Source organism: Microbacterium sp. (assembly GCF_031178445.1).
Lineage (GTDB): Bacteria > Actinomycetota > Actinomycetes > Actinomycetales > Microbacteriaceae > Microbacterium.
Genome location: NZ_JAPSIY010000007.1, coordinates 120,934 through 147,506, shown reverse-complemented (window position 1 = coordinate 147,506; position 26,573 = coordinate 120,934). Strand labels below are relative to the sequence as shown.

Sequence of the window (26,573 nt, the reverse complement as noted above, 5' to 3'; positions counted from 1 at the left end):
GGCTCCGGTCAGCCGGCCTTCTTCTTGCTGGAAGCCTTCTTCTTCGAGCCGGAGTCCTTGGAACCGGTATCCCTCGACCCGGAGTCCTTCTTCGCCGCCTTGGACTTCTCGACGCTGGCGCGCAGCGCCTCCATGAGGTCGATGACCTCGCCGCCCTCGCCCTCCTCTTCGGCGAAGGTCTCCGACACGTCGAAGCCCTCTCCGGCCTCGATCTTCGCCTCGATGAGCGTGCGCAGCTCCTTCTGGTATTCGTCGACGTACTCCTCGGGGTCGAAGTCGCTCGAATAGCTGTCGACCAGTGACGACGAGAGCTGAAGCTCCTTGTCGCTGATCTTCACGTCCTCGTCGAGCGACGAGAACGAGGCCTCGCGCACCTCGTCAGACCACAGCAGCGTCTGCAGCACGAGCACATCTCCACGCACGCGAAGCGCTGCCAGCCGGGTCTTCTGCCGCAGCGTGAAGCGCACGATCGCGGTGCGATCGGTCTGCTCCAGCGTCTTGCGCAGCAGCACGTACGCCTTGGGCGACTTCGAATCGGGCTCCAGGTAGTACGCCCTGTCCAGCGTGAGCAGGTCGACCTGGTCGCTGGGCACGAACTCGACGACGTCGATCTCACGGCTCTTCTCGGCCGGCAGCGCGGCGAGGTCGTCCTTGGTGAGCACGATGGTGCGGCCGTCGTCGTCCACGTAGGCGCGGTCGATGTCGCTGTACGCGATGACCTTGCCGCACACCTCGCACGTGCGCTGGTAGCGGATGCGGCCACCGTCCTCGTCGTGCACCTGGTGCAGCGACACGTCGTGATCCTCGGTCGCGGAGTACACCTTCACGGGCACGTTCACGAGTCCGAAGGTCAAGGCGCCCTTCCAGATGCTTCTCATCACACCAGTATCACGAGTCACAGCCTTCACGGCCAGGGGCTTGCGCTCCGCGGGCTAATCTTGCCCCATGGCAGCGAGCGGGCAGGTCGTGCAGGTAGACGGCCGTCGGCTGCGCGTCACCAATCTCGACAAGGTCGTGTATCCCGAGACGGGAACCACGAAGGGCGAGGTCATCGCCTACTACTCCCGGATCGCGCCCGTGATGCTGCCGCACGTGCGCGGGCGTCCTGTCACCCGCAAGCGCTGGGTCGACGGCGTCGGCACGGCGGATGCTCCGGCCGAGAGCTTCTTCACGAAGCAGCTCGAGCAGGGGGCGCCTGAGTGGGTGCGGCGGATGCCGATCGAGCACTCCGACGGCCCGAAGGACTACCCCCTGGCCGACGACATGGCGACCTTGGTGTGGCTCGCGCAGATCGCCGCGCTCGAACTGCACGTGCCGCAGTGGCGCTTCACGCACTCGGGCGGCAGGGGACGACCCGACAGGCTCGTGCTCGACCTCGATCCTGGCCCCGGTGCCGACCTCGCCCAGTGCGCGGAGGTCGCGCGTATAGCCCGCGGCATCCTCGGCGGGATGGGTCTGGAGCCGATGCCGGTGACGAGCGGCAGCAAGGGCATCCATCTGTACGCACGGCTGCCGACGACCGAGGACGGCACGGGCAGGCAGACCAGCGACGAGGTCTCGGCGGTCGCGAAGGAGCTTGCGCGGCTGATCGAGGCAGACCATCCCGAGCTGGCGACGCACACGATGGCCAAATCGGCCCGCGGTGGGAAAGTGTTCATCGACTGGAGCCAGAACAGCGCCTCCAAGACGACGATCGCTCCGTACTCGCTGCGCGGTCGCGCCCGCCCCTGGGTCGCCGCTCCCCGCGGTTGGGAGGAGCTGGACGACCCGGGGCTGCGGCATCTGGAGTTCCATGAGGTGCTCGCCCGGGTGGATGAGGGCGTCGACCCGCTCGCCTCGCTCGCGCCGCCGAGCCCCGCTCTGGCTGCGTACCTCGCCAAGCGCGACGCGTCACGGACCCCCGAGCCCATGCCCGGCTCGGCATACGCGGGCGCGGCGGGCGCACCGCGCTTCGTGATCCAGGAGCACCACGCCAGCCGGCTGCACTACGACCTGCGCATCGAGCGCGACGGTGTGCTGATCAGCTGGGCCGTGCCCAAGGGCGTGCCTGAGACGCCGGAGCGCAACCACCTCGCCGTCATGACCGAACCCCATCCCCTCGAGTACCTGGCCTTCGAGGGTGAGATCCCGCGCGGCGAGTACGGCGCGGGATCCATGACCGTGTGGGACACCGGCACGGTCGCGCTGGAGAAGTGGCGCGACGACGAGGTCATCGGCACCTTCACCGGCCAGGCGGGCGGGAGGCTGGGCTCGGCCCGGCTCGCCCTGATCCGCACGGAGGGCGACGGCGAGAAGTCGCAGTGGCTGCTGCACCGCATGAAGGATGCGGGTGCCCCTGCCACACTCTCGCCCGCGGCGCCCGCTGCCGAACGCAGGCGACCGGCGACGGCCCGAGCGAAGGTTTCCGAGCCCGCACGCGAATCACGCTCCGGCGGCGACGACGCGCCCGCTCCGGCCGCACCGGTGCGCCCGGAGTCGGAGCAACGGCCGGAGGATCTCCGGCCGATGCTCGCGGAGTCCGGCACACCAGGACTCGCTCGGCGCTCCCGCGAGTGGGCCGAGATCAAGTGGGACGGCATCCGCGCCATCGGCACCTGGCGCGACGGGAGGTTCACGTTGCGGGCGCGCAGCGGCACCGACATCACGGCGCGCTATCCCGAGCTCACCGCCGACGGCGCACCCCGCTTCCCCGCCTCGGACGCCGTCGTCGACGGTGAGATCGTCGCCTTCGACGCCCAGGGCCGACCGAGCTTCGCCCGTCTGCAGAACCGTATGCACCTGACCAAGGGGCGCGACATCGAGCGAGAGGTCGTGCGCACCCCGGTCGTCTACATGCTCTTCGACCTCATGCGCCTCGACGGCCACGACCTCACCCGCGTGCCGCTGCGCGAGCGGCGCGAGCTGCTCGAGCGCCTCGCCGACGACCTCGATGCGCCCGTGCGGGTGCCCCCGGTGTTCCAGGACCTCGACGCGGCACTGGAGATGAGCAGACAGCACGGTCTCGAAGGCGTCGTCGCCAAAGACCCGGAATCCTCCTACCGCTCCGGAGCGCGCTCATCGTCGTGGGTGAAGCTGAAGAACACCCACACCCAGGAGGTCGTGATCGTCGGCATCCGCCCCGGCCAGGGCGGGCGCAGCGGCACGATCGGCTCGCTGCTGCTCGCCGTGCCCGATGACGAACGAACGCTGCGCTACGTCGGCAAGGTCGGCACCGGTTTCACCGGCCGGATGCTGCGCGATCTGTCATCCCGGCTCGAGGCGCTGCGCACCGATCACCCTCCGCTCGAGGGCGTGCCGCGACCCGAGTCACGCGACGCACTGTGGGTGCGACCCGAACTCGTCGGCGAGGTCGAGTTCGGCAACTGGTCACCCGGCGGCATCCTGCGTCACTCGAGATGGCGCGGGCTGAGGCCCGACAAGGAAGTCGGCGACGTGACCGTCGAACCCTGAACCGCGTTCAGCGACGTCAGCGCGAGACTGAACGCCAGAGCCACCGCCGGTGTCAGCGCGACGATCTCGCCCCCGTCCTCGAGCACCGTGAAGATCATGTCACCGGCGGAGCCGAGCGCGAACGGGCTGTGCGCGGTGTCGACCACCACCGCGAAGAAGCCCATCACCGCGAAGAACACGACGATGCTCAGCGCGTCGCGGCGGTCCCGAGCGCCGGCACGACGCCAGGAGATCAGGAAGACGGTGCTGATGGTGAGCGCGAGCGTCGCCAGCCACAGCAGCTCTCCGACCTGCACCGAGAGGATGCCGAGACCGGCGAGGCCCGGTGCCGCGCGGAGGACGACGGGCTCGAGAGCCCAGCCGACGCGCTCGTGCAGGATGAGCGCGTCTTCCAGCAACAGCATCAAGCTTCCCGCGGCGACGGCGGCGAAGGCGGCCGACCTGCGTCGACGGGCCAGCAGCGCGCACAGCAGGGCGATCCAGCCGAACTTGATGTACAGCAGGAACTCGCCGTATGAACGGTCGACTCCGAGGTCGAAGTGCACGCCTGCGGGGACGCCGAGCAGCGTGTAGGCGAGGTGCAGTGCGATCACCGCGGCATCCACGACGAGCAGAAGCGCCAGCAGCAACGATCCCATGCTGCTCCTCAACGGGCGAAGGTTCAGTCGTGTGCGGCGGTCGCCCATCATCACAGGATATGGGAGGGCTCAGGCGTGCGCCGCCTCGCAGTCGGTGTGGTCGGCCGGCTCGAGCTGGAACGTGGAGTGCTCCACGTCGAAGTGCTCCGCCAGGCATCCCTGCAGCTCCTGCAGCAGATCGGCCGAGCGCCCCTCCGCCAGCACCGCCGGATCGACGGCGACGTGAGCGGTGAACACCGGCGCGCCCCGCGTCAACTGCCACACGTGCACGTCGTGCACGCCGACGACGCCCCGGTAGCCCTCCAGGTGCGAGCGGATCTCGCTGACGGCCGTGCCCTTGGGGGCGGACTCCGCCAGAACAGAGAAGACCTCGCGCAGCAGCGAGATCGCACGTGGCAGGATCATCGCGGCGATGAGCAGCGAGGCGATCGCATCAGCCGGCATCCAGCCCGTGGTGACGATGACGACGGCGGCAGCGATCACCATGACCGAGCCGATCAGATCGCCCATGACCTCGAGGTACGCACCGTGCACATTGATGCTCGTCTTCTGCGCCGAGCTGAGCAGCCACATCGAGAACGCGTTGGCCAGCATGCCGACCACCGCGACGGCCAGCATCAGCGGACCGGCGACCTCGACCTCGCCAGGGTCGATCAGCCGGTTCACCCCCTGCACCGCGACGACCACCATCAGCACGATCAGAATGATCGCGTTGATCAGCGCGCCGAAGACCTCAGCCCGCTGATACCCGAAGGTGCGCCGGTCATCGGCCGGACGCGCGGCGACCGCACTGGCGATCAGCGCGACCACCAGCGCCGACGAGTCGGTGAACATGTGCGCCGCGTCAGCCAGCAGCGCCAATGAGCCCGACAGGAGCGCTCCGACGATCTGCACGACCATCACCGTGGCCGTCAGACTCAGCGAGACGGTGAGCAGCCGCCGGTTGCCGGCGGAGCGGATGCCACCGTGAGCATGGGCGTGATCGTGCATGTCTCCAGGCTAGGCCTGGCGTTCACGGCACCGCGCCGTTTCGCCGAACTCGGGAACGGTAACGGTTCTCACTCGCGTCACCGCCGCATCCAGACCCCACCCAGGTCGGCGCAGTGCGCGGATGGCACGATGGACCACGACGTCGATGGCCGAACCGGAGGGGGCGAAGCCGATGATCACACCTGCGCTCGGGGCGAAGGCAGCCGCAGACGCCGAGTACGACGGCTTCATCGGATGGGTGCTCTCTCTCATGCAGACGCTCGGCGAGGTCGGGGTCGGCGTCGCGGTGCTGATCGAGACGTTCGTCCCGCCGACCCCTTCGGAGGCGCTGCTTCCGGGTGCGGGATTCCTCGCCTATGACGGGCGGATGAGCTTCTGGGGCGCATGGCTGGCGGCGACGCTCGGTGTCGTGGCCGGCGCGCTGATCTGGTACGCGATAGGAGCGGCGCTGGGCAGGGGTCGCACCAGGCGGCTGGTCGCCCGCATCCCGCTGATGGACACCGACGACTTCGACAAGGCGGAGGCGTTCTTCCTGCGCTGGGGCGGCGTCGCCGTGCTGTTCGGACGCTGCGTCCCTCTGGTGCGTTCGTTCATCTCGATTCCCGCTGGCATCGAACGGATGCCGCTGCTGAAGTTCACCGGTTACACGCTGATCGGATCCGGGCTCTGGAACGGCATCTGGATCGGGCTCGGCTTCGTCTTCGGTCCGGCCATCGCGCCCATGCTGGAGGAGTGGAGCGGCGCGATCTCCAACGCGGTGCTGGTGGTCATCGCACTGCTGGTGCTCTGGTTCGTCGCCGGCCGCCTGCGCAGACTGCGCCGCCGGAAGCGGCACGGGCTGAACGGGCCCGCGGCCGCAGATCCGGTGGACGACACGGTCGGTGCTCGCGACTAGAGGTCGGCCAACAGCGGGATCAGCGCCTGGAACGCTCGCGCCCGGTGCGACTGGGCCTGCTTCTCGGCATCCGTGAACTGGCCCACCGTGCGCTCGGCGGCGGCGTCCTGGCCATCGGGGATGAAGACGGGATCGTAACCGAACCCGCCCGCCCCCGCCGGGGTGTGGGCGAGCCGTCCGGGCCAGACGCCCTCGACGACGTGCTCGGCGCCGTCCGCGGCGACGAGGGCGATGGTGGAGCGGAACTGCGCGGCCCGGTGCGGATCGGCGATGTCGCGCAGCTGGTCGAGCAGCAGTTCGAGGTTCGCCACGGAATCCTTCTTCTGCCCTGCCCAGTACGCCGAGAAGACTCCTGGCGAGCCGCCGAGCACGTCGACGCAGATGCCGGAGTCATCGGCGAGCGCAGGCAGTCCGGTGTGCGCCCACGCGGCGCGGGCTTTGAGGAGTGCGTTCTCGGCGAAGGTCACCCCGTCCTCGACCGGTTCCGGGCCGTCGTAGCCGATCACCTCGAGATCGGGGCGGGTACTCGCCACGATCTGCTGGAACTCCACCACTTTGTGCGGATTGTGGGTGGCGAGGACGATCCTCATCGCTCGGCCGCCAGGGCGGCGAGCTGCTGCTCCTTCAGTGTGGCGCAGCCGTTCACGCCGAGGTCGAGCAGGGCGTCGAGCTCGCGCTTGTCGAACGGCGCCCCCTCTGCGGTTCCCTGCACCTCGACGAACAGCCCCCGCCCCGTGACGACGACGTTCATGTCGGTCTCGGCGCGGACATCCTCCACGTATGCCAGATCGAGCATGGGCTCCCCGTCGATGATGCCCACCGACACAGCCGCGACCGAGTCGAGCAGCGGGGTGGCGTTCTTGCCGATGAACTTCTTCGCCCTGCCCCACTCGATGGCATCGGCAAGCGCGACGTAGGCACCCGTGATGGCGGCGGTGCGGGTACCGCCGTCGGCCTGCAGCACGTCGCAGTCGATCACGATGGTGTTCTCGCCGAGCGCCTTCGTGTCGACCACTGCGCGCAGTGCCCTGCCGATGAGCCGTGAGATCTCGTGCGTGCGACCGCCGACACGTCCCTTCACGCTCTCACGGTCGTTGCGGCTGTTCGTGGCACGCGGAAGCATCGCGTACTCGGCGGTGACCCAGCCCTTTCCCTTGCCGGTGAGCCAGCGAGGCACGCCGTTGGTGAACGAGGCCGTGCACAGCACCTTGGTGCCGCCGAAGCTGATCAGCGCCGACCCCTCTGCGTGGCTCGACCAGCCCCGCTCGATGGTGATCTCGCGCAGCTGGTCGGGGGCGCGGCCGTCGGCGCGCACCGTGGTCTGCACGGAGCCGGACTGGGCGGGGGCGTTGTCTGTCATGGTGTCCTCTCGGATCGGTTCAGTCCTGTGCCGCGCCCGACAGGTCGGGAAGCGCGATCACGCCGGTCTGCACGAGCTGCACGTCGCGCACCTCCCGGCCCATGAGCCGGTTCGCGAGCGCGGTGAAGTCGTCTGCGGAATCGCCGGTGGCCTCGTACACGTACGACGGCACCGCATCCTGCGGCGCGAGAAGATCGCCGCGGACGAGCTGGCGGTAGACGTCGGCGGCGGTCTCGTCGTCACTGGAGACGAGCGCCACACCGTCGCCCATCACATAGCTGATCGCGCCGCGCAGGAACGGGTAGTGCGTGCAGCCGAGCACGAGTGTGTCGACCTCGGCTTCGCGCAGTGGCGCCAGGTAGCTCTCGGCGGTGGCGAGCACCTCCGGCGTCCCGGTGATGCCCGCCTCGACGAACTCCACGAAGCGCGGGCACGCCGCCGTGAAGACCTCGAGCCGCTCATTCACCTCGAGCATGTCCTGATAGGCGCGCGAGCCGATGGTGCCTACGGTGCCGATCACGCCGACGCGGTTGTTGCGGGTCGTCGACACGGCGCGGCGCACGGCGGGACCGATCACCTCGACGACGGGCACGTCGTAGCGTTCGCGGGCGTCGCGCAGAAGTGCGGCGGATGCCGTGTTGCAGGCGATCACGAGCATCTTCACGCCCTGCTCGACGAGGGCGTCGAGCACCTCGAGGCCGTACCGGCGGACGTCGGCGATGGGCTTGGGCCCGTAGGGCGAGTGGGCGGTGTCACCGACGTAGACGAGCGATTCCTGCGGCAGCTGCGCGCGGATCGCCCTCGCCACTGTGAGTCCGCCGACTCCGGAGTCGAAGATCCCGATCGGCGCGTCGTTCATGATCACCCAGCCTAGTCCGCGTGCTCTGCACCCCGGGTCGCGGCGAGCGCGGCGCGCAGGTGCCCGCCGGCCTTCTCCAGCGCTGCGCGGGCGGTGCCGGCATCCGCACCGGTCTCGACGATGGCGATCGCGAGTTTGACCGATCCCCCAGCCTGGCTCAGAGCCGTGGCGGCTTCGACCGGCGTGCAGCCTGTGGCGTGCATGACCGTGCGCTCCGCGCGGGCGCGCAGCTTCTCGTTGGTGGACTGCACGTCGACCATGAGGTTCCCGTAGACCTTGCCCGACTGCACCATCGCGAGAGTGGAGAGCGTGTTCAGCACCAGCTTCTGCGCCGTTCCTGCCTTGAGCCGGGTGGACCCCGCGACGACCTCGGGACCGACCACGACCTCGATCGCAACGTCGACGCCGTGCGAGATTTCTGAGTCGCGGTTGCAGGCGAGACTCACGGTGAAGGCGCCCCGTTCGCGTGCCGCGCGCAGAGCCCCGGCGACGTACGGGGTGCGCCCGGATGCGGAGATGCCGACGATCGCATCATCGCGGCCCAGCGAGGCCCCGACGGCGGCGCCCGCCTGCTCGTCGTCTTCGGCGTTCTCGACGGCGTTGCGCAGCGCATGCTCCCCGCCGGCTATGTGGCCGGTGACGAGCGAGGGGTCGGTGCCGTAGGTGGGCGGGATCTCGCTGGCGTCGAGCACTCCCATGCGCCCGGCCGTGCCGGCGCCGACGTACACCAGACGTCCGCCCCGGCCGAGGCGCTCGACGATCCCGTCCACTGCCCTGGCGATGCTCTCGCGCTCCGCCGCGACCGCGGTCGCCGCCACGATGCCCTGCTCGGCCATCAGCGCGACCTGATCGGCGGTGGCGAGCGTGTCGAGCTTCGCGAAGGCGGGGTCGACGCGTTCGGTGGAGAGGGTCTCGAGGGTGGAGCGGAGTTCTTCGCGGTCGTCCATGTCAGGCTTCCTTACGGTTCGGTGCGAGCAGGGCGCGTCGAGCGGTGCGGGCTGCGAGCAGCCCGGCGTCGCGCACATCGATGACCGGTCCCTCGCCCGGCGAGGCGGCGGCGAGGCCGACGTTGACCGCCACGATGCCGGGTCCGGCGGAGCGGATGCGGTCGAGCACGAGCCGCTGCGGGGCGCCCTCGTCGATGCGGTCGACCAGCAGCACGGTCTGCACGCCTGCGGCGCGCTCGGCGACCGCTTCGATGTCGGCGTCCACGGCGTCCTCGGCGCTCAGTCGTACGATGTCGCCGTCCGCGGCGAGCGCCACGGCGACGTGCGAGGCGGCGCTGTCGACCGCCAGGCTCGAGGGCCTGCGCAGGTCGACGACCAGGGTGGGGATGTCGCTGAAGCGCGGCAGCTGCCCGCGAACGTCGAGCGCCCTGTCGGCGATGTCCTCGCCGTCGAAGGCCGTCTCCGTCACGGTGCCGGGTCGGGCGCGCACGGCATCGGCCATGCGCCGCACCCGCCCAGCCGCCTCCGCGACGCGGGTGCGTGACAGCTTTCCACTGCGCAGGGCGGCGACGATCGCATCCCGCGCAGCGAGGTAGTCCCGCTCGTCCTGATCGGCGAGCATCGCGTCGCCGGGGTTCGTGGGGTTGCCGATGCAGAGCAGGTCCGCGCCCGCGGCGAGCGCGAGCACCGCCCCGCCGCCGATGCCGTGGTTCTCGCGAATGGCTGCCATGTCGAGCGCGTCAGTGATGATCACGCCGTCGAATCCGGTCTCGCGCAGACGGCCCAGCACGTCGCGGTTCAGCGTGGCAGGCAGGTCTCCCCAGTGATCCGCGCAGATGTGCGCCGTCATGATCGAGCGCACGCCGGCGTCGATGGCGGCCTGGAACGGCGGCAGGTGCACCCGTTCGATCTCGTCCTGCGTCAGGGCGAGCCTCGGCAGGTCGTGATGGGAGTCGAGGTGGGTGTCGCCGTGGCCAGGGTAGTGCTTGGCGCACGCGGCGACGCCTGCCTGCTGTATGCCCTGCACCGCGGCGGCGACGTGCCGCGAGACCAGCCCGGGCTCATTCCCGAACGCGCGCACGCCGATCACGGGATTGCGCGGATCGGTATTGACATCGGCGACCGGGCCGATCACGACATCGGCGCCGACCCGCGCGGCTCGCCGTCCGATCTCCGCTCCGGTCGCGCGCGTGGCTTCCAGGTCATCGAGCGCGCCCAGTTGCGCGGCCCCCGGCACGGTGGAGCCGGTGGCCGCCTCCAGCCGAGTGACGCTGCCGCCCTCTTCGTCGACTCCGATGAGCGCGTGCGGGCCGAGAAGATGGATCTGCTCGCTCAGCGCCGCGAGATCCGGCCCCAGGTTCTGCGCGAAGTAGACGACCCCGGCGAGGTCATTCTGCAGGGCTTCCGCCAGCCAGCCCGGGACCGTCGTGCCGAGGAATCCCGGCCAGAGGACGCTGTTGGCCAGGCGGGTCAGCTGGTCGTCATCGTTCACCGCGGGTCCTCGTCTGCTCGGAGCGGACCGGACGGACACCGGCCCGCAGATCAGTATTCCCGATCGGCGTGCTGGATACACTGAGCGGATGAGCTCCGCGTTCCTCACCGACCGCTACGAACTGACCATGCTCGCCGCGTCGCTGCGCGACGGCACCGCACAGCGGTGGAGCGTCTTCGAGCTGTTCTCGCGGCGGCTGTCCGGCGGTCGCCGCTTCGGTGTGGTCGCCGGCACAGGACGCCTGCTCACGCTCCTGCGCGAGTTCCATTTCGGCGACGACGAGCTGCGATACCTGCGCGACAACGACGTGGTGGATGCCGAGGCCGTGCGCTATCTGGAGGACTATCGCTTCACGGGCACCATACGCGGGTACCGGGAGGGCGAGCTGTACTTCCCCGGTTCGCCGATTCTGACGGTGGAGGGCACGTTCGCGGATGCCGTGGTGCTCGAGACTCTGGCGCTGAGCGTGCTGAACCACGACTCCGCGGTCGCGACCGCCGCCTCCCGGATGAGCATCGCCGCCGGTGAACGGCCGCTGGCCGAGATGGGCTCGCGCCGCGCCGCCGAGCACTCGGCCGTCGCCGCCGCTCGGGCCGCGTACATCGCCGGCTTCGGTGCGACCAGCAACCTCGAGGCCGGGCGCCGGTGGGGCATCCCCACGATGGGCACTGCCGCGCACTCGTGGACGCTGCTGCATGACACCGAAGAGGATGCCTTCCGCGCGCAGGTCGACAGCCTCGGCACCGACACGACGCTGCTCGTCGACACCTACGACATCCGCACCGGCGTGGAGACCGCGATCCGCGTGGCGGGCACCGGCCTGGGCGGGGTGCGCATCGACTCCGGGGATCTTCCGCTCGTCGCGGCGGAAGTGCGCGCCCAGCTCGACGAGCTGGGTGCGACGGGCACCAAGATCACGGTCACCAGCGATCTCGACGAGTACGCGATCGCCGCCCTCGCGGCGTCACCGGTCGACTCGTACGGCGTGGGCACTTCCGTGGTCACCGGTTCCGGCTACCCCACGGCCGGCATGGTTTACAAACTTGTGGCGCGGCGGGATTCCGCCGGCAGCTGGGTCGCGGTCGCCAAGGCATCGACCGACAAGGGGTCGCGCGGCGGCCGCAAAGCGGCGTTCCGGAGCCTCGAGGACGGCGTCGCGACATCAGAGACGATCGCCGTCTCTGATGGTTTCGAAGAGGTCGACACGGTCGCCGAGCACCCGGGAAGCCGGGACTTGCAGGTCACGCTCGTCCAGGACGGCGAGATCGACTCGTCCTATGAGGGCGCCGCGGGCACGGCCTCCGCTCGTGAGCATCACCTGCGTGTGCGCGAAGAGCTGCCGGTGCGCGCCCTCGCCCTGAGCAAATCGGACCCGGCGATCCCGACCCTGTTCGTGGACGCGGACTGATCCCGCGCCCACTCCGAGCCGCGGGGCGCCCTGTCAGGCGACCATGCTCTCGTAGATCTCCTTGCAGGTCGGGCAGATCGGGAACTTCTCCGGGTCGCGCCCTGGCGTCCACTTCTTACCGCACAGCGCGCGCACCGGCTTGCCGGTGATCGCCGACTCGAGGATCTTCTCTTTCTTCACGTAGTGGGAGAAGCGCTCGTGGTCGCCGGGCTCGAGATTCTCCTCGCGAAGGAGTTCTTCGAGTTCGCGATCGAGCGTTGCCACGCCACCCTGATCGGGGCTGTCCAGCGGAGTACTCATCCCGTGATTCTAGCCCGCCGCCGTGCCCGTGGGTTCGGGTGCCGACCGCATCCGCGTCGTGCGGAGATCGCCTGCCGCAGGGGCATCCGGCACGACGTCCCGCGCTCAGGTTGTCTCGGCGAACTCCATCAGCCGCTCGCCGCTGTGCTCGAAGATCCGGCCACCCAGTACAGCGCCCCCGAGCAGCACGACGGCGCCGGTGACGACGCCGACCCAGAACGTCGCCGGTGCGTGCTGCCCCCCTTCGACGATCGTCAGCCAGAACAGCCAGATCGTCGGAGCGCTGAACAGCAGAGCACCGAGGAAGGTCCCGGCAGCACCGTACGATCCGTGCGAGGACGACCGCTGCGGCTGCTGGAACGGGCTGTCTCCCGGCCGCGACACCGCATACGGCGCGACGACGGAGAGGATGCTCGACATGCCGAAGCCCGTGAACAGCAGTGCCACGGTGAGGCCGATCATCGGCATCAGCAGCGCCCAGTGCGAGATGACGGCGAGGGTCACCGAGACCCCGATCGCCAGCACCGGAACCGCCACCAGCAACACCGGCACGAGGCGCCCCAGCCGGTCGGGCAGCCCGCGCATGCCGCTGGCGATGTGGATCCACACGGCCGTGGAGTCGTAGGCGACGTCATTGTGCGGCAGCCAGCCGAAGAACAGGGCCATCAGCGGAACCGGCACGAGGGCGGCGATACTCAGCGGCACTCCGGCGACCAGCAGCGGGAACACGGTCAGCACGCCCGCTATAGGAACGACGATCACGTTGACGATGTAGCGACGATCCCGCAGCCAGTACACCAGGCTGCGCGCGGCGACCGCTCCGAAGGCATTGTCGGGCAGCGGACCGAACCAGCCCAGTCCGCTGCGCTCGCGCGCTGCCACCGGCCGCTCCGTGGTGGTGAGCAGATGGCGCACCAGATAGGCCCAGAGGGCGGCGAGGGCGGCGAGCGACGTCAGGGCGATCAGACCGCTGCCCCACGCGGCCGCCGTCTCACCCGCGGCGAGGTGGAAGAGGAATGCCTGGGGGGCGGCGAGCGGCGTGTATCCGACGATCGAGGTGGCTGCGGCGACGCCGCCTGGCACGTTTCCGTCCCATTCCATCGACGCGAAGTAGGCGGCGAAGGGGAAGGCGATGACGATCACCGGGATGGTGAACAGCACGGTCAGCTCGCGTGAACGCCGCTCGGGCAGCAGGATCGCGCTGACCGCCATTCCGATTCGCGCGGCCAGCGCGGTGCAGAGCACGCTGATCACGACGGAGAGCACGGCGGCCGGCCAGGCGACACCGTGCGCGACGGCCACGGTGACCACGCACGCTCCGACCGCCAGGAGCACGAGACTCGGGATGCTCACGAGTGCGGCGAGCGTGAGAGTCCACGGCATCCGTCGTTCGTCGACACCGAACGGGCCGAAGCGACGTGGGTCGAGCTGGTCGGGTGTGCCGGTGAGCATCGGACCGAGGAGGAACGCGAGGAAGGTGGCGGCCCCACCGAGGACGATGACGGTGCGGGCGGTGGCCTCGGGCGCGCTGCCCAGTCCGAGCGTCGCCATGCACACCATGACCGTCACGGCGATCGCCGCGAGCATCGTCAGCGCGCTGCGCCAGACACGATCTCCGCGCAGCGAGCCGGCGAGAAGGGCAAGCCTCAGTCGGAGAACGTGTGCAACCACTCGAGCCCCTCCACTTCGCCGCCGGTGCCTGACAGCTCGACGAAACGCGCCTCGAGCGTCTGACCCGCTCGCACCTCGTCGATCGTGCCTTCGGCGAGCACCTCGCCGCCGACGATCACCGCGACGCGGGTGCACACCCGCTCGACGAGGTCCATGCCGTGGCTGGAGAGGATCACGGTTCCGCCGTGCGAGACGTACGAGCGCAGGATGTCGAGGATCACCCCGGAGGAGACCGGGTCGACGGCCTCGAAGGGCTCGTCGAGCACCAGCACCCGCGGTGAGTGGATCAGCGCGCCGGCGAGCATGACCTTCTTCGTCATGCCGGCGGAGTAGTCCGAGACCACGCGGCTGAGCGCCTCGGTGAGATCGAATGCGCGAGCCAGGTCCGCGGTGCGCTTCTCGATCACCGTGCGCTTGAGCCCGCGCAGCTGGCCGTAGTAGTGCAGCAGCTGACGTCCGGTGAGCCGGTCGAAGGTGCGCAGGCGGTCGGGCAGCACACCCATCATGCGCTTCGCGGCGAGCGGCTGAGCACGCTGGTCGATGCCGCTGATGCGCACCTCACCGGCGTCCGGCCGCAGCAGTCCCGCGATGATCGAGAGGGTCGTGGTCTTTCCGGCGCCGTTCGGCCCGACCAGGCCGTAGAAGGAGCCGGCGGGAACAGTGAGGTCGATGCCGTCCACCGCCCTCTGGTCGCCGAACCGTTTGACCAGGCCGCGGATGCGGATCGCGTCGGTCACTGCCGCGTCGGCCGCTGCCGCGTCGGTCACTGCCGCGCCGGTGTGCGGTGCGGGATCGACGCCGGCGGAGGCGGAGCCGGAGTCGGAGTCGTCGGAGGCCGAGCCGGCAATGTCTGCGGTGTCTTCAGCGGCTGCGACAGTGTCGGCCGGCGTCTCCCCCGCGGTATCGGCATCGGGGGCGGACGCCGGCGCCGCCTCAGGTGCCTCGGCATCGGATGCCGCGGGGCTGCCGGTCTCGACCGCTCCAGCGGAATCGACGGCTTCCGCGTCGCCTGCGGCAGCGGAGTCGGACTCGGCCGTGTCGGTCGTGACCGGCGGCGCGGGTGCGGTGCCGGCGTTCTCGCGCCTGCGCGGAGGGTGCGCCTCTGCGACATCGGGGGCGCTGTTGGATGCCGCGGTCAGGCGGCGCGTCGTCTCCTCGGCGACGACCAGCTCGATGGCGTCTGCCGATGCGGCGCCGTCCTGTTCGCCCGTGTAGACGTTCGCGGGAGTTCCGCTCGCCTCGCTCTTCGGCGAGGCCTGCGGCTCGTCGGTGCTCGCGTTGCTCCCGGCGCCTGCCTTCGACACCGTCGCAGTCTTGCGTGCGCCCGTCTTGGACGCCGGCTTCTTGGTCGCCTTAGCCGACGACGGTCGCTTCACAGTCGTGCGCTTGACTGCGGCGTCCCCGGTGCCGCTCGGCGAGTTCGGCGCCTCGTCGCCCGGCGCCTCTGCGGGGGCCTTCGCGGCCTGCTTCTTCGCGTCCGTCTGCGCCTTGGCGGCGGCCTGCGCCTTCGCCGCGGCGGTCTTGGCAGCCGCGGTCTTCGCGGCAGCGGTCTTGGCGGCAGCGGTCTTCGCGGCAGCGGTCTTCGCGGCAGCTGTCTTGGTCGTCGCCTTCGCGGCCGCGCTGCTCGATGCCGCCCTCTTCACCGCGGCGGTCTTCTCCGCCTGCGCAGCGGCCGTCCGCTTGGCCGACGCGGCCTTCGTGGCAGCCGCGCTCGTCGAGGCCTTCTTGGCCGCAGCCGTGCGGGCCGCTTTGGTCTTGTCGGCCGGTGTCGCCTTGGCGGTCGGCGTCGTCTTGGCGGCCGCCGACGTCGCAGCGGCCGGCGGCGTCGCCTCAGCGGCCTCCTCGTTCGCTCCCGTGGGCGCCGACGCCTTGGACTTCCCGGCGGCACTCGGCTTCGCCACGGTCGACTTCGCCGGCGCCTTCTTCACTGATGCGCTCCTGGCGGAAGGCTTCCGGGCGGCAGCCGTCTTCGCGGCAGCGGGCTTCGCTGCAGCCGTCTTCGCGGCAGCGGGCTTCGCGGCAGTCCTCTTCGCGGCAGTGGCCTGCGTGGAAGCATCCGTCCCCTCGCGTCCGCCGCCGGCAGCGGTCGACGCGACGGCATCCGTCCCCTCGCCGTTCGCGGCGTCCACTGGGTCGTCTCCGGAATCGGGGGAAGCAGTCACGCGCACTACGATAGCAATCGGATCAATGAGCGCCGGGGGCGGAATCCCGCGACATTCCGGTCTCGAGACAATCTGTGAGGCGGGTGTGCAATCGATCACGAAACGGCAACGTCGCATCCTCGGCCCCGGGTGTTCCCAGGTGACATGGCTAGCATTGCCTAGGCACGAAGAGGTGTCCCGTCGGTTAACCGATCGTGAACACAGTTCTTTCTAGGAGACATCGTGACTCTTCAGACCGTCATCCTCGCAGCGGGCATGGGCTCGCGCCTTGGCCGCGCACTTCCCAAGCCGCTGACCGAGCTCAGCGACGGCCGCACCATCATGCAGCAGCAGCACGAGAACATCCGTGCCGCGTTCGGCAGCGACGCCCGCATCACCGCTGTGGTCGGGTACCGCGCTGAGACCATCATCGAGGCGTTCCCCCGAGCGAACTACGTGCACAACGAGCGCTACGACGTGACCAACACGTCCAAGAGCCTGCTGCGAGCCCTCTCGGCCACGGGCAAGGGCGGCGTGCTCTGGATGAATGGCGATGTCGTGTTCGACCCCCGCATCCTGGGCCGCGCGATCGAATACATCGAGCGCGACCAGTCCTTCGTCACGGTCAACACCTCCAAGGTCAGCGACGAAGAGGTCAAGTACACCGTCACCGCCGAGGGGTACATCAAGGAGCTGTCGAAGACCGTCAAGGGCGGTCTCGGCGAGGCTGTCGGCATCAACTACATCTCGGCGCGTGACAAGAAGGCGTTCATGCGCCAGCTGCAGCGGGTCGACGACCAGGACTACTTCGAGCGCGGCCTCGAGCTGGCGATCGCCGAAGACGGCCTGCTGCTCGAGCCCATGGACGTCTCGGACCTGTACGCGGTCGAGATCGACTTCGCCGAGGACCTGGAGCGCGCGAACCAGTTCGTGTGAGCTCCCCCGTGCACAGAAAGCTCCGTCCCGCAAGGGCCGGAGCTTTCGGCATTCTTGCGGCGGTGAGTACTTAGGATCGCCGTATGCGCGACAAGGTGCACAAGATCCACTCCCTCTCCGACGATGCGCCGTGGGACAGTGCGGTACCCCCGATGGGCTCGCCGGAGCATCCGCTGGCCGTGCGCGGACTCGACCGTGTGCTCTCGGTGCAGCGTCCGCTCGTGATCGCCCACATCCGCAGCATCCGGCTGCGCCACCCCGACGCGACGCCGGAGCAGATCGTGCGGATGCTCGAGAATCGTTACCTCACCGCGGTCACGACCGGCGGTGCGGCGGTCGGCGCGACCGCGGTGATCCCCGGCATCGGCACAGGCGTCACGCTGGCGCTGTCCGGGGTCGAGACCGTGGGCTTCATGGAGTCGACGGCACTGTTCGCACAGTCCGTGGCCGAGGTGCACGGGATCGCGATAGACAACCCCGAACGCGCACGGGCGCTGGTGATGACGCTCATGCTCGGGAAGGAAGGCGTCGATCTCGTCTCGCAGCTGGCACGACAGGCCAGCGGCAAGGGCGGAAGCAGATCTTCCTACTGGGGCGAGATGGTCACCAAGTCACTGCCCCGCGCTGCCGTGGGGCCGCTGGTCGACCGGCTGAAGTCGGCATTCGTGCGCCAGTTCGCTTCGCGTGGTGGCGCGTCGGTTCTCGGCAAGGCGCTGCCCTTCGGCGTCGGCGCCGTGGTCGGTGGAGCGGGCAACCACCTGCTGGGCCGACGTGTGCTCACCACCTCCCGGCGCGCCTTCGGCGCAGCCCCCACGGCCCTGCCGCCGGAACTCGAGCCGGTGCCGGGCAGCGAGCGCATCGAGCGGCGGATGCTGGACGGAGCCCGCGCCGTCGGCGGCGGTGTCGGCGGCGTGGCCGGATCCGTCGGCCGCGGCATCGGAGCCGCGGGCCGCGGGATCGGATCGGCGAGTCGCGAGGCGGGGAGGAGCATCGGCGACGTCGCCCGCCGCGCGGGAGGGATGCTGCGGCGACGCGGAGATACGGATGCAGGCGGCGCTGACAGTGTTCGTGCTCTGGATGGCGGTGGAGCCCCCGCCGACGGATCATCCTCCACGCGCGAGGGGTAGGACCGAGTTCTCCACGTGCGGGGAACAGGCTGCCACTCAGGGGCCCCTCCCCCGGTCGCCTACCGCGTGTCGTGGCTCATCATGCGCGTTCCGGCGCATCCATGGTCGTCAACGCCTGGCGCGAGCCGGTGGACGTCGCGCGCGTTCTCCATACCTACGCCGACGGCCGTGCACGGATTGGAGTACGTCTGGCGGTTGTCATCTGGGCCCGGGACCTTCCGTAATTCGAATCTTTGTTCTATACTGGAGTCATGAGCGAAGACGTGCTTCCCCACTTCGAACGGCGGGCGACGTTGCTCGACGAGTGGGTCGAAGCGCGTCGGCAGGCCGCCGCCTGGGAGGCCAAGGCCGCCGGATTGCTGGCCCAGCGCGCCGAGCTCCTGGAGCACGACATCGCAGAAGCGCCGCTGCACCGCGAGAGCATCTGGCGCTCGATGGTCGCCGAGTACTCCGCCGCCGGACGGATGGCGAAGGGCGCCGTCGAGCACGCTTTCGCCGACGCGCGTGTCCTCGCCACGGATCTCCCCGGATTGCGCGCCTCATTCGAGGCGGGGCTGATCTCGCCCGCGCACGTCCGCGAGGTGATCCGGGCGGCATTCCCGGTCACGCAGGCGATCGCCGACGGCGCCCTGGAGCCCGCCGCTCTTGCCCTGTACGAGGCGGCCGCCGTCGAGTTCGCCGAGACCGAGGCGCCGGCCCGAACACGAGCGCATGTGCGCGAGATCGCCGCCGCTCTCGCCGGTCAGACAGTTCTCGACCGACACCGCGCGGCCGAATCCGAGCGGTGCGTGAGCGTCAGGTCCGTCGGCGACGGGTTGGCGCTGCTGCAGGCGGTTCTTCCCGAGCATCTGGCTGAGGGCATCATGGATCGACTGACCCAGCTGGCGCGCCATCAGAAGTCTCATGTCGAAGACCGCGAACCCACGTTCGCCCATATCGACTCCACATCCGAAGGTTCCGCCGATGACGCTTCTTGCGCTCACGACGCGATCTTCGGCATCGCCGACACCTTCACCGTCGACCCGTTCGCACCGTACGAACCACCCCACGCACGCAATTGGCTTCCGGAGCCGGTGCCGGCCGACGACACTCAGTGCGCCGAGTCGCACTGGGCGAGCATCGATCGCGCGCTGGCCGCCGGCCCGCAGATCGTGCACCTGCCCGGGGATGCTCGCACGATCGACCAGATCCGTGCAGACCTGCTCACCGACCTGCTTCTCGGCTCCGAGCCTTCCGAGGTACAGGGGGCCGGGCTCGAGAACATCACCGCGCGCGTGCAGGTCACCGTCGCCGCCACCACGCTCGCGGATGTCGACGACGATCCGGCGCAGCTCGACGGTCACGGTGCTCTGCATCCCGACATTGCCCGCGCCCTGGCCGGACGCAACACCGGCTGGACGCGCCTGTTCCTCGACCCCCATGGGCTCGTCACCGAAACCGACACCTACGCACCGACAGAACCCATGCGTCGGTTCCTCCGCGCACGAGACGAACACTGCCGCTTCCCCGGATGCCGGATGCCCGTCCACCGTTGCGACATCGACCATAATCACGACCACGCTCTCGGCGGGCCCACGGCTCTGTGCAATCTCGCGCACTTCTGCAGAGCGCATCACGTCCTGAAACATCCCGACATTCCCGAGGCGCACCGGTGGACGGCCAGGCAGCTTCCCGACTGGACCATCGAATGGACCAGCCCCCTCGGCCGCACCTACCCCGACAAACCACCACGGCGAGTGATGTTCGTACCGTCCCGACCACCGGCGCGCGACGAATCGGTCTGGGCGGAAACCGACATCGCAGTCGATGTGGCGCTCAAGGCGCCCTTCTGATCGGTGGAGCGGGGTGTCTGGCACGCTGTGGATAACTTCTGCAGACGCTCACGCCTTCGGGTTACCGTGGCCGGGTGACGATCACGACCTTCTCCGCGCGCACCGGCAGCGCGTTGACCGCCGGGATGCTCGCGCTCGGAGTCCTGGCCGGCTGCACACCAGCACCACAGCCAGAGCCGACCGAAACGGCTCTGTTCGCATCCGAGGAGGAGGCGTTCGCCGCTGCGGAGGAGACGTATCGGGCGTACACGGATGCGGTTAACGGCACCGATCTTTCGGACCCCAGGAGCATCGAACCCGTGTACGCGCTACTCACCGATCCGGCCGAAGCTGCGAGTCGCGAGAACTACAGTCTGTACAAAGCTGAATCGGTGACCCGTACGGGAACGACCACCTTCGACACTTTCACTCCAGTGTCGTATGAGGGTGAGCTCGTAATCACTCGTGTGTGCCTCGACGTTTCGGAAGTCGACCTACTGAACGCGGATGGCGTTTCAATTGTTTCGCCGGACAGAGAAGCACGTCAACCGATCGAACTCGAAATGGTACCTGGCGACTCCCCAACCGGGCTCGTGATCCGATCCAACACGATCGCCGAGGACTTCCAATGTTGAGTCATCTTGGCGCAAGCACCCTTTTGATCTCTGCGCTGTTCTCGAGCGCGGCGACGCCTCCACCGCCACCAAACCAAGTTGGTGCAGATCAAGTTTGGGCTGAAGTGCCCACTGGCAATCAAGGTCGACTCGACGTATCAGGCGTCGTGAACAAGCCCGGTGGCCGAGGTCACGGCAACGGTATCGAAAGTAGTCCACACACCGTCCCCGGCGGCTCGCAGCCCGTGGCGCGCGTGAACGTCGAGCCCCGTCCCGACCCGTTCACGCAGTGTCGCGACGACTGGAATCTGATGATCCGTTGCGTCGAAGCGCTCAACCGCGCAGAGGCAGAAGACGAAACCGACGATCCCACCCCCGCGATCCCTCCCATCACGATCACCGACCTCGCGACGTTCGCCCCCGAGCCCAGCACCCTCACGGCCGAGCCAGGCAACCTCGGCGTCGTGGGGCTCCCGGCGAACTTCGTCGCCACTGCCGACACCCACAGTCAGAACGGCGAACTGTTCGGGTTCCCGATCAGCGTGCGATTCACCCCCGCATCCTTCACCTTCCACTTCGGCGACGGCGACTCCCTCACCAGCGCCACCGGCGGGCGCAGCTGGGATGACCTCGACCTCCCGCAGTTCGCCCCGACCGACACCAGCCATACCTACGCGGAACGCGGCACCTACACCGCCAGGGTCGACGTATCCTACTCGGCCGAGATCGACCTCGGCGTCGGCTGGTTCCCGGTCTCGGGACGACTCACGACGACCGGCCCGGACCAGAGCATCCGCATCTACGAGGCCCACACCGCACTCGTCGCTCACACCTGCACCGAGAAGCCCGACGCACCCGGCTGCTGACGTCGTCCGCCAAATGATCGCCGAACCCGTTGTGGCGAGCATCCAACGCCTCAGCGGCGCCCGGCGCTAGGGTTGAATCCGTGACGGACACGCCTGACCTCTCCACAACGGCCGCCAAGATCGCGGACCTCCGCGCCCGCTATGACGAGGCGATCGTCGATCCAGAGAAGATCGCCCGCGAGAAGCAGCACGCCAAGGGCAAGATGACCGCCCGCGAGCGCATCGACCTCCTCGTCGACAACGGCAGCTTCGTCGAGTTCGACGAGTACGTTCGTCACCGCACCACCGCGTTCGGCATGGACCGCAACCGCCCCTACGGCGACTCGGTCGTCACCGGCATCGGCACCATCCACGGGCGCACCGTCGCGGTCTACTCGCAGGACTTCACCACCTTCGGCGGCTCGCTCGGCGAGGTCTCCGGCGACAAGATCATCAAGATCATGGAGTTCGCCCTCACCAGCGGCATGCCGGTCATCGGCATCCTCGATTCGGGTGGCGCCCGCATCCAGGAGGGCGTGCTGGCGCTGAGCAAGTACGGCGAGATCTTCAAGATGAACACGCGCTCCTCGGGCGTCATCCCGCAGATCTCCATCATCATGGGCCCCGCCGCCGGCGGCGCCGTGTACGGCCCCGCCCTCACCGACTTCGTCATCATGGTCGACAAGACCAGCCAGATGTTCGTCACCGGCCCCGACGTGATCAAGACCGTCACCGGCGAGGACGTCGGCATGGAGGAACTCGGCGGCGCGTACACGCACAACACGCGCTCCGGCGTCGCGCACTACCTCGCAGAGGACGAAGACGACGCGATCGACTACGCACGGACGCTGCTCGGCTTCCTGCCCGACAACAACATGGCCGAGCTGCCCAGCTACGAGGCCGCATTCGAGTTCGAGACGACGGATGCCGATCAGCGGCTGAACACGATCATCCCCGACTCCCCCAACCAGCCCTACGACATCCACACCGTCATCGAGCACGTCGTCGACGACGGCGACTTCCTCGAGGTGCAGCCGCTGTTCGCCCCGAACATCGTCATCGGCTTCGGGCGGATCGAGGGCCGCTCGGTGGGCATCATCGCCAACCAGCCGTCCCAGATGGCCGGCACCCTGAACATCGAAGCCGGCGAGAAGGCCAGCCGCTTCGTGCGCTTCTGCGACGCCTTCTCGATCCCGATCGTCACGCTCGTCGACGTGCCCGGCTACCTGCCTGGCACCGACCAGGAGTGGACCGGCGTCATCCGCCGTGGCGCGAAGCTCATCTACGCATACGCCGAGGCCACGGTGCCTCTCGTCACCGTCATCCTCCGCAAGGCGTACGGCGGCGCCTACATCGTGATGGGCTCCAAGCAGCTCGGCGCCGACGTCAACCTCGCCTGGCCGACCGCCGAGATCGCGGTCATGGGCGGGCAGGGAGCGGTGAACATCCTCTACCGCAACGAGATCAAGAAGGCGGAGGAGAACGGCGAAGACGTCGCCGCCGTGCGCACCCGCCTCGCCAACGAGTACACCTACAGCGTCACCTCTCCCTTCCTCGCGGCCGAGCGCGGTGAGATCGACGGCATCATCGAGCCGGCGAACACCCGCGTCGCCATCGCGAAGGCGCTGCGTGCACTGAAGGGCAAGCGGGCCGAACTGCCCCCCAAGAAGCACGGGAACATCCCGCTGTGAGCACGATGCACGAGTCCGAGCCGGCGGCCGAGCCGCCGCACGTCGAGATCGTGCGCGGCACTCCCAGCGAAGAGGAGCTCGCCGCCCTCATCGCCGTGGTGAGCGAGGCGTACGTCCGCGAAGCCCAGGATGCCGTCGCCGAAGAGCCGCGGGTCTCGGTGTGGCAGCGTACGCAGCGAACCATGCGCGCTCCGCTGCGGCGAGACATCCCGTGGGGACGCTTCTCAGGCTGACCGATGCCGCAGACGGTCCGCGCGCCCGCTGGAACCGTTCCCCGATTTTGTCCCCCGAAATACCTACAGACAGACCTCTTGCACATCAGCAGACTGGTATCAACGCTTCGCGTTAGGCGGCTGCTCTGTCCCAGGGTAGACAGACGCATCACCGCCCCCTTGCGGACAGTTTTCGGGTAGCTGGTCCGCACTGGCGAGGGGCGGGCGGCTTCGCCGCCCCTCGCCCACTCTCTTCCTCAGCGGATGCGGCGACCGCCGCGTCCGGTCAGCGTGCCACGCGCGGGATCTCGTGCCAGAGCTCCACCGCATCATCGTCGCGGGAGCCACCGGCCGAACGCCCCACGACCGTGACCGCCAGCACCTCGTCGCGACCGGCCCTGACGATCACTCGGTTGGACCGCACCTCCGCCAGCACCTCGGCCAGCTCATCGCGGATCTCGTCCACCCGCGCCTCCTCGAGGCCGTCGAGGCCGCCCTCGTCGAACACGGTCACGAGAGTGCCCCTGGCCCGCGCGCCGCTGATCGCCTCGCGCACGGCGTCGTTCAGCAGCCGCGCACCGCGCAGCTCGTCCCGCAGCGTCCCCTCGGCCAGTCGTGCCTCGAGCCGCTCCTGCTCGGTGAGCATGCCGTGCGCCGCCACGGTACGGCTCAGCACCGGCCCCGCCACGGCGAGCGCCCGCTGCGCGCGAACCCGCCGCTCACGCTGCCGCACGAGCTGCGTCGCATGCCACGCCGAGACCGCGCGCTGTATGTCGGCGAGCCGCTCGGTGTCCTGCACCGCGCGATCCCAGAACAGCACCAGCAGCTGCGCCACCACCACCCACGTGATCGAGCCGACCAGTCCGAGCATGAAGGCCTCGCCGACCCCCATGAACACGCACGCCTCGACCACCAGGATCAGCAGGATCGTCCAGCCGAGGATCAGCCGCCTGCGCACGATGCAGACGACCGCGAGCAGGCCGGTCGCCCCGATGTACCAGGTGGCGAACGGCGCTCCGCGCGTCGTCGGCTCCAACGACAGGCTCACCAGCGCCGGCACGACCGCCCCGGCGAACAGAGACAGGATGGCAGGCCACAGTGGCATGCGCACCGCGTTCGCGGATTCCACGAGCACCGCTGTCAGCACCGTGCCGAGGTAGAGCGCGATGGCCGCGACCATCAGCAGCGGTGCGGCCGGCTGCTCGATCCACCAGATGGCCCGCGCGGCGAAGTACACCGCGAATCCGAGGGCCAGCGCAGTGGCCATGCTGCGGACGGTGCGCCTCATGACGCCTCCCAGCTGAGCCGCACCGTCGTGCCCTCGGCATCCGTCTCGATCTCCGAACTGCCCGCCACCGCCGCCATGCGCGCCACGATCGACGCGCGAATGCCCAGCCTGTCCTCGCCGATCGCATCGGGATCGAAACCGGGCCCGGAGTCGACGACGATCACGGTGAGGCGGTCCGCCGCGTCCGACTCGGCGACGACGTGCAGGCCGCGCCCGCCGGCGTGCGCGAGAGCGTTGCCGATCGCCTGCCGCGCCGCGAGGACGATGGCGCGCGCCACCCTGCCCGGCACGGCGGCAGGCGCACCCCGCTCCTCCACGACCGCATCCGCTCCATGCTCCGAGAGCGTGCGCCGGAGCTCGGCGACGATCTGCCCTCTGGACACCGGTTCGTCGTTGCCCTCCTGCGCGATCGACGCTTCGGTGTTCGCGAGGCGGGTGAGCGCTTCGCGGGCCATCGCCACCGCCAGGGTTCTCTCACGTTCGCTGTCTGCGCGCTCGGCGGCGATCAACGCCGCCAGCACGCTGTCGTGCATGAGCGCCGCCATCGCCACGCGCTCCTCCTCGGCCGCCGTCGCTCCGGCCGCGGACGCGTACGACTGCACCGCACGCGAACGCGCATCGTCGACGCCGTTCGCGACCTGCCGGAACATCCAGCCGAGTGAGACGATCACAAGCCCCAGGATCAGCGTGAACGACACGTCGAACGCGGTCGTGATCCAGAAGCTCTGCGTGAAATCGCCCTGTGCGAGCCGCACCCACCCGTAGACGAAGGGCAGTCCGATCGCCCACGCGAACTGCAGTCGCGGGGGGAACGCCAGCAGGGCAGCGACCACGCCGATGTTCACCAGGAAGAAGATCCACGGCTGACTCTCGGGCGTGCGGATAGTGCGGTCGACCACCACCGGCCACAGCAGCAGCGCCAGCACGTACATGACCGCGAACGCACCGCACGCCTGCTTCGCCCACTGCCCGGTCAGGCAAGCGAGGATCATCCACAGCAGCGGCAGGAAGACCAGGATCATCATGGCCAGATGCGGCGCGTCGAGCACCTGCAGTCTGGTGATCGCCGCCAGCAGCGCCTGCACGCCGAGCGCGGCGGAGCCGATCGCGGCGACGATCGCAAGGATGCGCTCCATGCGCTGTCCTGTGAATCGCTCCATCCCCGCCCCGACGAGGCCGGGAGAAGGGATGCTGCCCCACGCCTCGCGGATGGTGCGGGCGTCAACCGCCACTCGTGACCCCGTCCGGGGCGACGATCCCGTCCTCCATGGCGCGCCGCAGCAGATCCACCTTGGTCGGAGCCGGGCGGCCCACCTCGACGTACTTCACGCGGATGCGGGTGATGTTCTCCTTGGCGGTGGAATACGCGACCCCCAGACGCTCGGCCACCGCCTTCAGCGGCAGGCCGGTGGCGTACAGGCGCAGCACCTCGCGCTCACGGGTGGACAGCTGGGCGTCGGCGAACTCCCGGTCGCCGTCGACGGCGCTCGCCCACTCCACGTTGTTCAGCGCCTCACCGCGTGCGACAGTGCGGATCGCATCGAGGACGTCGTCCAGCGCGGATGACTTGCTAACCACACCGGACGCCCCTGCGACCAGCGCCTCTCGCACCGCGGCCGGGCGGTCGGCGACGCTGTGGATCACCACGCTCGCACCGTCGGCGACGAGGGTCGCCACGTTCTCGGTCACCGTGGTGCCGTCGCCGAGGGTGAGATCGAGCACGACGACATCGACCGGCGGCGCCACCGTCGAGGAGCGCCACGCGAGGTACTCCTTCACCGTCGCGCCTGAGAAGACCACGTCCTGCTCGCCGTCGCGCAGACAGGCGGCCTCCAGGCCGAGGCGGACCGATTCGTGGTCGTCGATGAGGGCGACGGTGCTCATGGTGTCAGCTTATC

The 26,573-nt window shown here is 69.2% G+C and carries 24 protein-coding genes; 10 read left to right on the top strand and 14 right to left on the bottom strand.

The features are described from left to right. Positions 1 to 8: 8 nt before the first annotated feature. Positions 9 to 878, bottom strand: a complete 870-nt coding sequence (locus RIN43_RS11565; RefSeq protein ID WP_309129075.1) for a Ku protein — start codon at positions 876 to 878, stop codon at positions 9 to 11. 67 nt (positions 879 to 945) lie between these two features. On the opposite strand from RIN43_RS11565, the gene RIN43_RS11560 reads away from it, so the two are divergent. After that, the gene (locus tag RIN43_RS11560; RefSeq protein WP_309129074.1) at positions 946 to 3,450 is read left to right on the top strand and encodes an ATP-dependent DNA ligase; all 2,505 of its coding nucleotides are present in this window, start codon (positions 946 to 948) and stop codon (positions 3,448 to 3,450) included. Here RIN43_RS11560 and RIN43_RS11555 read toward each other — a convergent pair. Then, complete coding sequence (locus RIN43_RS11555) at positions 3,387 to 4,088, bottom strand: hypothetical protein (protein WP_309129073.1); 702 nt, start codon at positions 4,086 to 4,088, stop codon at positions 3,387 to 3,389. The genes RIN43_RS11560 and RIN43_RS11555 overlap by 64 nt on opposite strands. Before the next feature lie 69 nt (positions 4,089 to 4,157). After that, positions 4,158 to 5,078 (bottom strand): cation diffusion facilitator family transporter, encoded by a 921-nt coding sequence (locus RIN43_RS11550; RefSeq protein ID WP_309129072.1) that lies wholly within the window; start codon positions 5,076 to 5,078, stop codon positions 4,158 to 4,160. A gap of 121 nt (positions 5,079 to 5,199) precedes the next feature. Here RIN43_RS11550 and RIN43_RS11545 point away from each other — a divergent pair, with 121 nt between their 5' ends. After that, positions 5,200 to 5,973, top strand: coding sequence for a DedA family protein (locus tag RIN43_RS11545; protein ID WP_309129071.1), 774 nt, complete (start codon positions 5,200 to 5,202; stop codon positions 5,971 to 5,973). Here the strand turns inward: RIN43_RS11545 and rdgB are convergent. Genes rdgB through RIN43_RS11520 form a run of 5 tightly spaced genes read right to left on the bottom strand, consistent with a single transcriptional unit; the run spans position 5,970 to position 10,631 of the window. Further along, a complete protein-coding gene (gene rdgB / locus RIN43_RS11540) occupies positions 5,970 to 6,563 on the bottom strand; it encodes an RdgB/HAM1 family non-canonical purine NTP pyrophosphatase (protein WP_309129070.1) in 594 nt (197 codons plus the stop codon). The two genes, RIN43_RS11545 and rdgB, sit on opposite strands and share 4 nt — an antisense overlap. After that, positions 6,560 to 7,333 (bottom strand): ribonuclease PH, encoded by a 774-nt coding sequence (rph, locus tag RIN43_RS11535; protein WP_309129069.1) that lies wholly within the window; start codon positions 7,331 to 7,333, stop codon positions 6,560 to 6,562. Before rph ends, rdgB begins: the two co-directional genes overlap by 4 nt. Positions 7,334 to 7,352: 19 nt before the next feature. Then, positions 7,353 to 8,192 (bottom strand): glutamate racemase, encoded by an 840-nt coding sequence (murI, locus tag RIN43_RS11530; RefSeq protein WP_309129068.1) that lies wholly within the window; start codon positions 8,190 to 8,192, stop codon positions 7,353 to 7,355. A gap of 11 nt (positions 8,193 to 8,203) precedes the next feature. Then, positions 8,204 to 9,139 carry an N-acetylmuramic acid 6-phosphate etherase gene (murQ, locus tag RIN43_RS11525; RefSeq protein ID WP_309129067.1) on the bottom strand — a complete coding sequence of 312 codons (936 nt, stop codon included), beginning with the start codon at positions 9,137 to 9,139 and terminating at the stop codon, positions 8,204 to 8,206. A 1-nt stretch (position 9,140) separates the two neighbouring features. Then, positions 9,141 to 10,631, bottom strand: a complete 1,491-nt coding sequence (locus RIN43_RS11520; protein WP_309129066.1) for a glycoside hydrolase family 3 N-terminal domain-containing protein — start codon at positions 10,629 to 10,631, stop codon at positions 9,141 to 9,143. A gap of 88 nt (positions 10,632 to 10,719) precedes the next feature. On the opposite strand from RIN43_RS11520, the gene RIN43_RS11515 reads away from it, so the two are divergent. Then, positions 10,720 to 12,039, top strand: coding sequence for a nicotinate phosphoribosyltransferase (locus RIN43_RS11515; protein ID WP_309129065.1), 1,320 nt, complete (start codon positions 10,720 to 10,722; stop codon positions 12,037 to 12,039). Positions 12,040 to 12,072: 33 nt separating this feature from the next. Here the strand turns inward: RIN43_RS11515 and RIN43_RS11510 are convergent, their stop codons facing one another. From RIN43_RS11510 to RIN43_RS11500, 3 genes are all read right to left on the bottom strand, one after another. Further along, positions 12,073 to 12,339, bottom strand: coding sequence for a DUF3039 domain-containing protein (locus RIN43_RS11510; RefSeq protein ID WP_309129064.1), 267 nt, complete (start codon positions 12,337 to 12,339; stop codon positions 12,073 to 12,075). Positions 12,340 to 12,444: 105 nt separating this feature from the next. Beyond that, complete coding sequence (locus RIN43_RS11505; protein WP_309129063.1) at positions 12,445 to 14,010, bottom strand: hypothetical protein; 1,566 nt, start codon at positions 14,008 to 14,010, stop codon at positions 12,445 to 12,447. Next, entirely contained in the window at positions 13,986 to 16,172 is a 2,187-nt protein-coding gene (locus tag RIN43_RS11500) for an ABC transporter ATP-binding protein (protein ID WP_309129062.1), read from the bottom strand. The genes RIN43_RS11505 and RIN43_RS11500 overlap by 25 nt, the downstream gene beginning before the upstream one ends. Before the next feature lie 222 nt (positions 16,173 to 16,394). Here RIN43_RS11500 and RIN43_RS11495 point away from each other — a divergent pair, with 222 nt between their 5' ends. The 7 genes from RIN43_RS11495 to RIN43_RS11465 all read left to right on the top strand — a co-directional run bounded on the left by RIN43_RS11495 (position 16,395) and on the right by RIN43_RS11465 (position 23,408). Continuing rightward, on the top strand, positions 16,395 to 17,087 hold the full coding sequence (locus RIN43_RS11495; protein WP_309129061.1) for a phosphocholine cytidylyltransferase family protein: 693 nt from the start codon (positions 16,395 to 16,397) through the stop codon (positions 17,085 to 17,087). A gap of 83 nt (positions 17,088 to 17,170) precedes the next feature. Then, positions 17,171 to 18,214 carry a hypothetical protein gene (locus tag RIN43_RS11490; protein WP_309129060.1) on the top strand — a complete coding sequence of 348 codons (1,044 nt, stop codon included), beginning with the start codon at positions 17,171 to 17,173 and terminating at the stop codon, positions 18,212 to 18,214. A gap of 251 nt (positions 18,215 to 18,465) precedes the next feature. Continuing rightward, complete coding sequence (locus RIN43_RS11485) at positions 18,466 to 20,046, top strand: DUF222 domain-containing protein (RefSeq protein ID WP_309129059.1); 1,581 nt, start codon at positions 18,466 to 18,468, stop codon at positions 20,044 to 20,046. Between the two features lie 74 nt (positions 20,047 to 20,120). Further along, entirely contained in the window at positions 20,121 to 20,660 is a 540-nt protein-coding gene (locus RIN43_RS11480) for a hypothetical protein (protein ID WP_309129058.1), read from the top strand. Positions 20,661 to 20,884: 224 nt separating this feature from the next. After that, the gene (locus RIN43_RS11475; protein ID WP_309129057.1) at positions 20,885 to 21,505 is read left to right on the top strand and encodes a PKD domain-containing protein; all 621 of its coding nucleotides are present in this window, start codon (positions 20,885 to 20,887) and stop codon (positions 21,503 to 21,505) included. 80 nt (positions 21,506 to 21,585) lie between these two features. Beyond that, entirely contained in the window at positions 21,586 to 23,175 is a 1,590-nt protein-coding gene (locus RIN43_RS11470) for an acyl-CoA carboxylase subunit beta (protein WP_309129056.1), read from the top strand. A 5-nt stretch (positions 23,176 to 23,180) separates the two neighbouring features. Beyond that, a complete protein-coding gene (locus tag RIN43_RS11465) occupies positions 23,181 to 23,408 on the top strand; it encodes an acyl-CoA carboxylase subunit epsilon (RefSeq protein ID WP_309129131.1) in 228 nt (75 codons plus the stop codon). 265 nt (positions 23,409 to 23,673) lie between these two features. On the opposite strand, the gene RIN43_RS11460 is transcribed toward RIN43_RS11465, so the two are convergent. The 3 genes from RIN43_RS11460 to RIN43_RS11450 are packed head-to-tail and all read right to left on the bottom strand — an operon-like array spanning position 23,674 to position 26,559. Next, positions 23,674 to 24,675 (bottom strand): hypothetical protein, encoded by a 1,002-nt coding sequence (locus RIN43_RS11460; protein WP_309129055.1) that lies wholly within the window; start codon positions 24,673 to 24,675, stop codon positions 23,674 to 23,676. Beyond that, positions 24,672 to 25,907, bottom strand: coding sequence for an ATP-binding protein (locus tag RIN43_RS11455; protein WP_309129054.1), 1,236 nt, complete (start codon positions 25,905 to 25,907; stop codon positions 24,672 to 24,674). The genes RIN43_RS11460 and RIN43_RS11455 overlap by 4 nt, the downstream gene beginning before the upstream one ends. Then, positions 25,897 to 26,559, bottom strand: a complete 663-nt coding sequence (locus RIN43_RS11450; protein WP_309129053.1) for a response regulator transcription factor — start codon at positions 26,557 to 26,559, stop codon at positions 25,897 to 25,899. The genes RIN43_RS11455 and RIN43_RS11450 overlap by 11 nt, the downstream gene beginning before the upstream one ends. Between the last annotated feature and the right edge of the window lie 14 nt (positions 26,560 to 26,573).

Coding starts and splice junctions, on each gene's coding strand:
- RIN43_RS11565 (WP_309129075.1), bottom strand. CDS start 878: ATGAGAAGCATCTGGAAGGGCGCCTTGACCTTCGGACTCGTGAACGTG.
- RIN43_RS11560 (WP_309129074.1), top strand. CDS start 946: ATGGCAGCGAGCGGGCAGGTCGTGCAGGTAGACGGCCGTCGGCTGCGC.
- RIN43_RS11555 (WP_309129073.1), bottom strand. CDS start 4,088: ATGGGATCGTTGCTGCTGGCGCTTCTGCTCGTCGTGGATGCCGCGGTG.
- RIN43_RS11550 (WP_309129072.1), bottom strand. CDS start 5,078: ATGCACGATCACGCCCATGCTCACGGTGGCATCCGCTCCGCCGGCAAC.
- RIN43_RS11545 (WP_309129071.1), top strand. CDS start 5,200: ATGGCACGATGGACCACGACGTCGATGGCCGAACCGGAGGGGGCGAAG.
- rdgB (WP_309129070.1), bottom strand. CDS start 6,563: ATGAGGATCGTCCTCGCCACCCACAATCCGCACAAAGTGGTGGAGTTC.
- rph (WP_309129069.1), bottom strand. CDS start 7,333: ATGACAGACAACGCCCCCGCCCAGTCCGGCTCCGTGCAGACCACGGTG.
- murI (WP_309129068.1), bottom strand. CDS start 8,192: ATGAACGACGCGCCGATCGGGATCTTCGACTCCGGAGTCGGCGGACTC.
- murQ (WP_309129067.1), bottom strand. CDS start 9,139: ATGGACGACCGCGAAGAACTCCGCTCCACCCTCGAGACCCTCTCCACC.
- RIN43_RS11515 (WP_309129065.1), top strand. CDS start 10,720: ATGAGCTCCGCGTTCCTCACCGACCGCTACGAACTGACCATGCTCGCC.
- RIN43_RS11510 (WP_309129064.1), bottom strand. CDS start 12,339: ATGAGTACTCCGCTGGACAGCCCCGATCAGGGTGGCGTGGCAACGCTC.
- RIN43_RS11490 (WP_309129060.1), top strand. CDS start 17,171: ATGCGCGACAAGGTGCACAAGATCCACTCCCTCTCCGACGATGCGCCG.
- RIN43_RS11485 (WP_309129059.1), top strand. CDS start 18,466: ATGAGCGAAGACGTGCTTCCCCACTTCGAACGGCGGGCGACGTTGCTC.
- RIN43_RS11465 (WP_309129131.1), top strand. CDS start 23,181: ATGCACGAGTCCGAGCCGGCGGCCGAGCCGCCGCACGTCGAGATCGTG.
- RIN43_RS11460 (WP_309129055.1), bottom strand. CDS start 24,675: ATGAGGCGCACCGTCCGCAGCATGGCCACTGCGCTGGCCCTCGGATTC.
- RIN43_RS11450 (WP_309129053.1), bottom strand. CDS start 26,559: ATGAGCACCGTCGCCCTCATCGACGACCACGAATCGGTCCGCCTCGGC.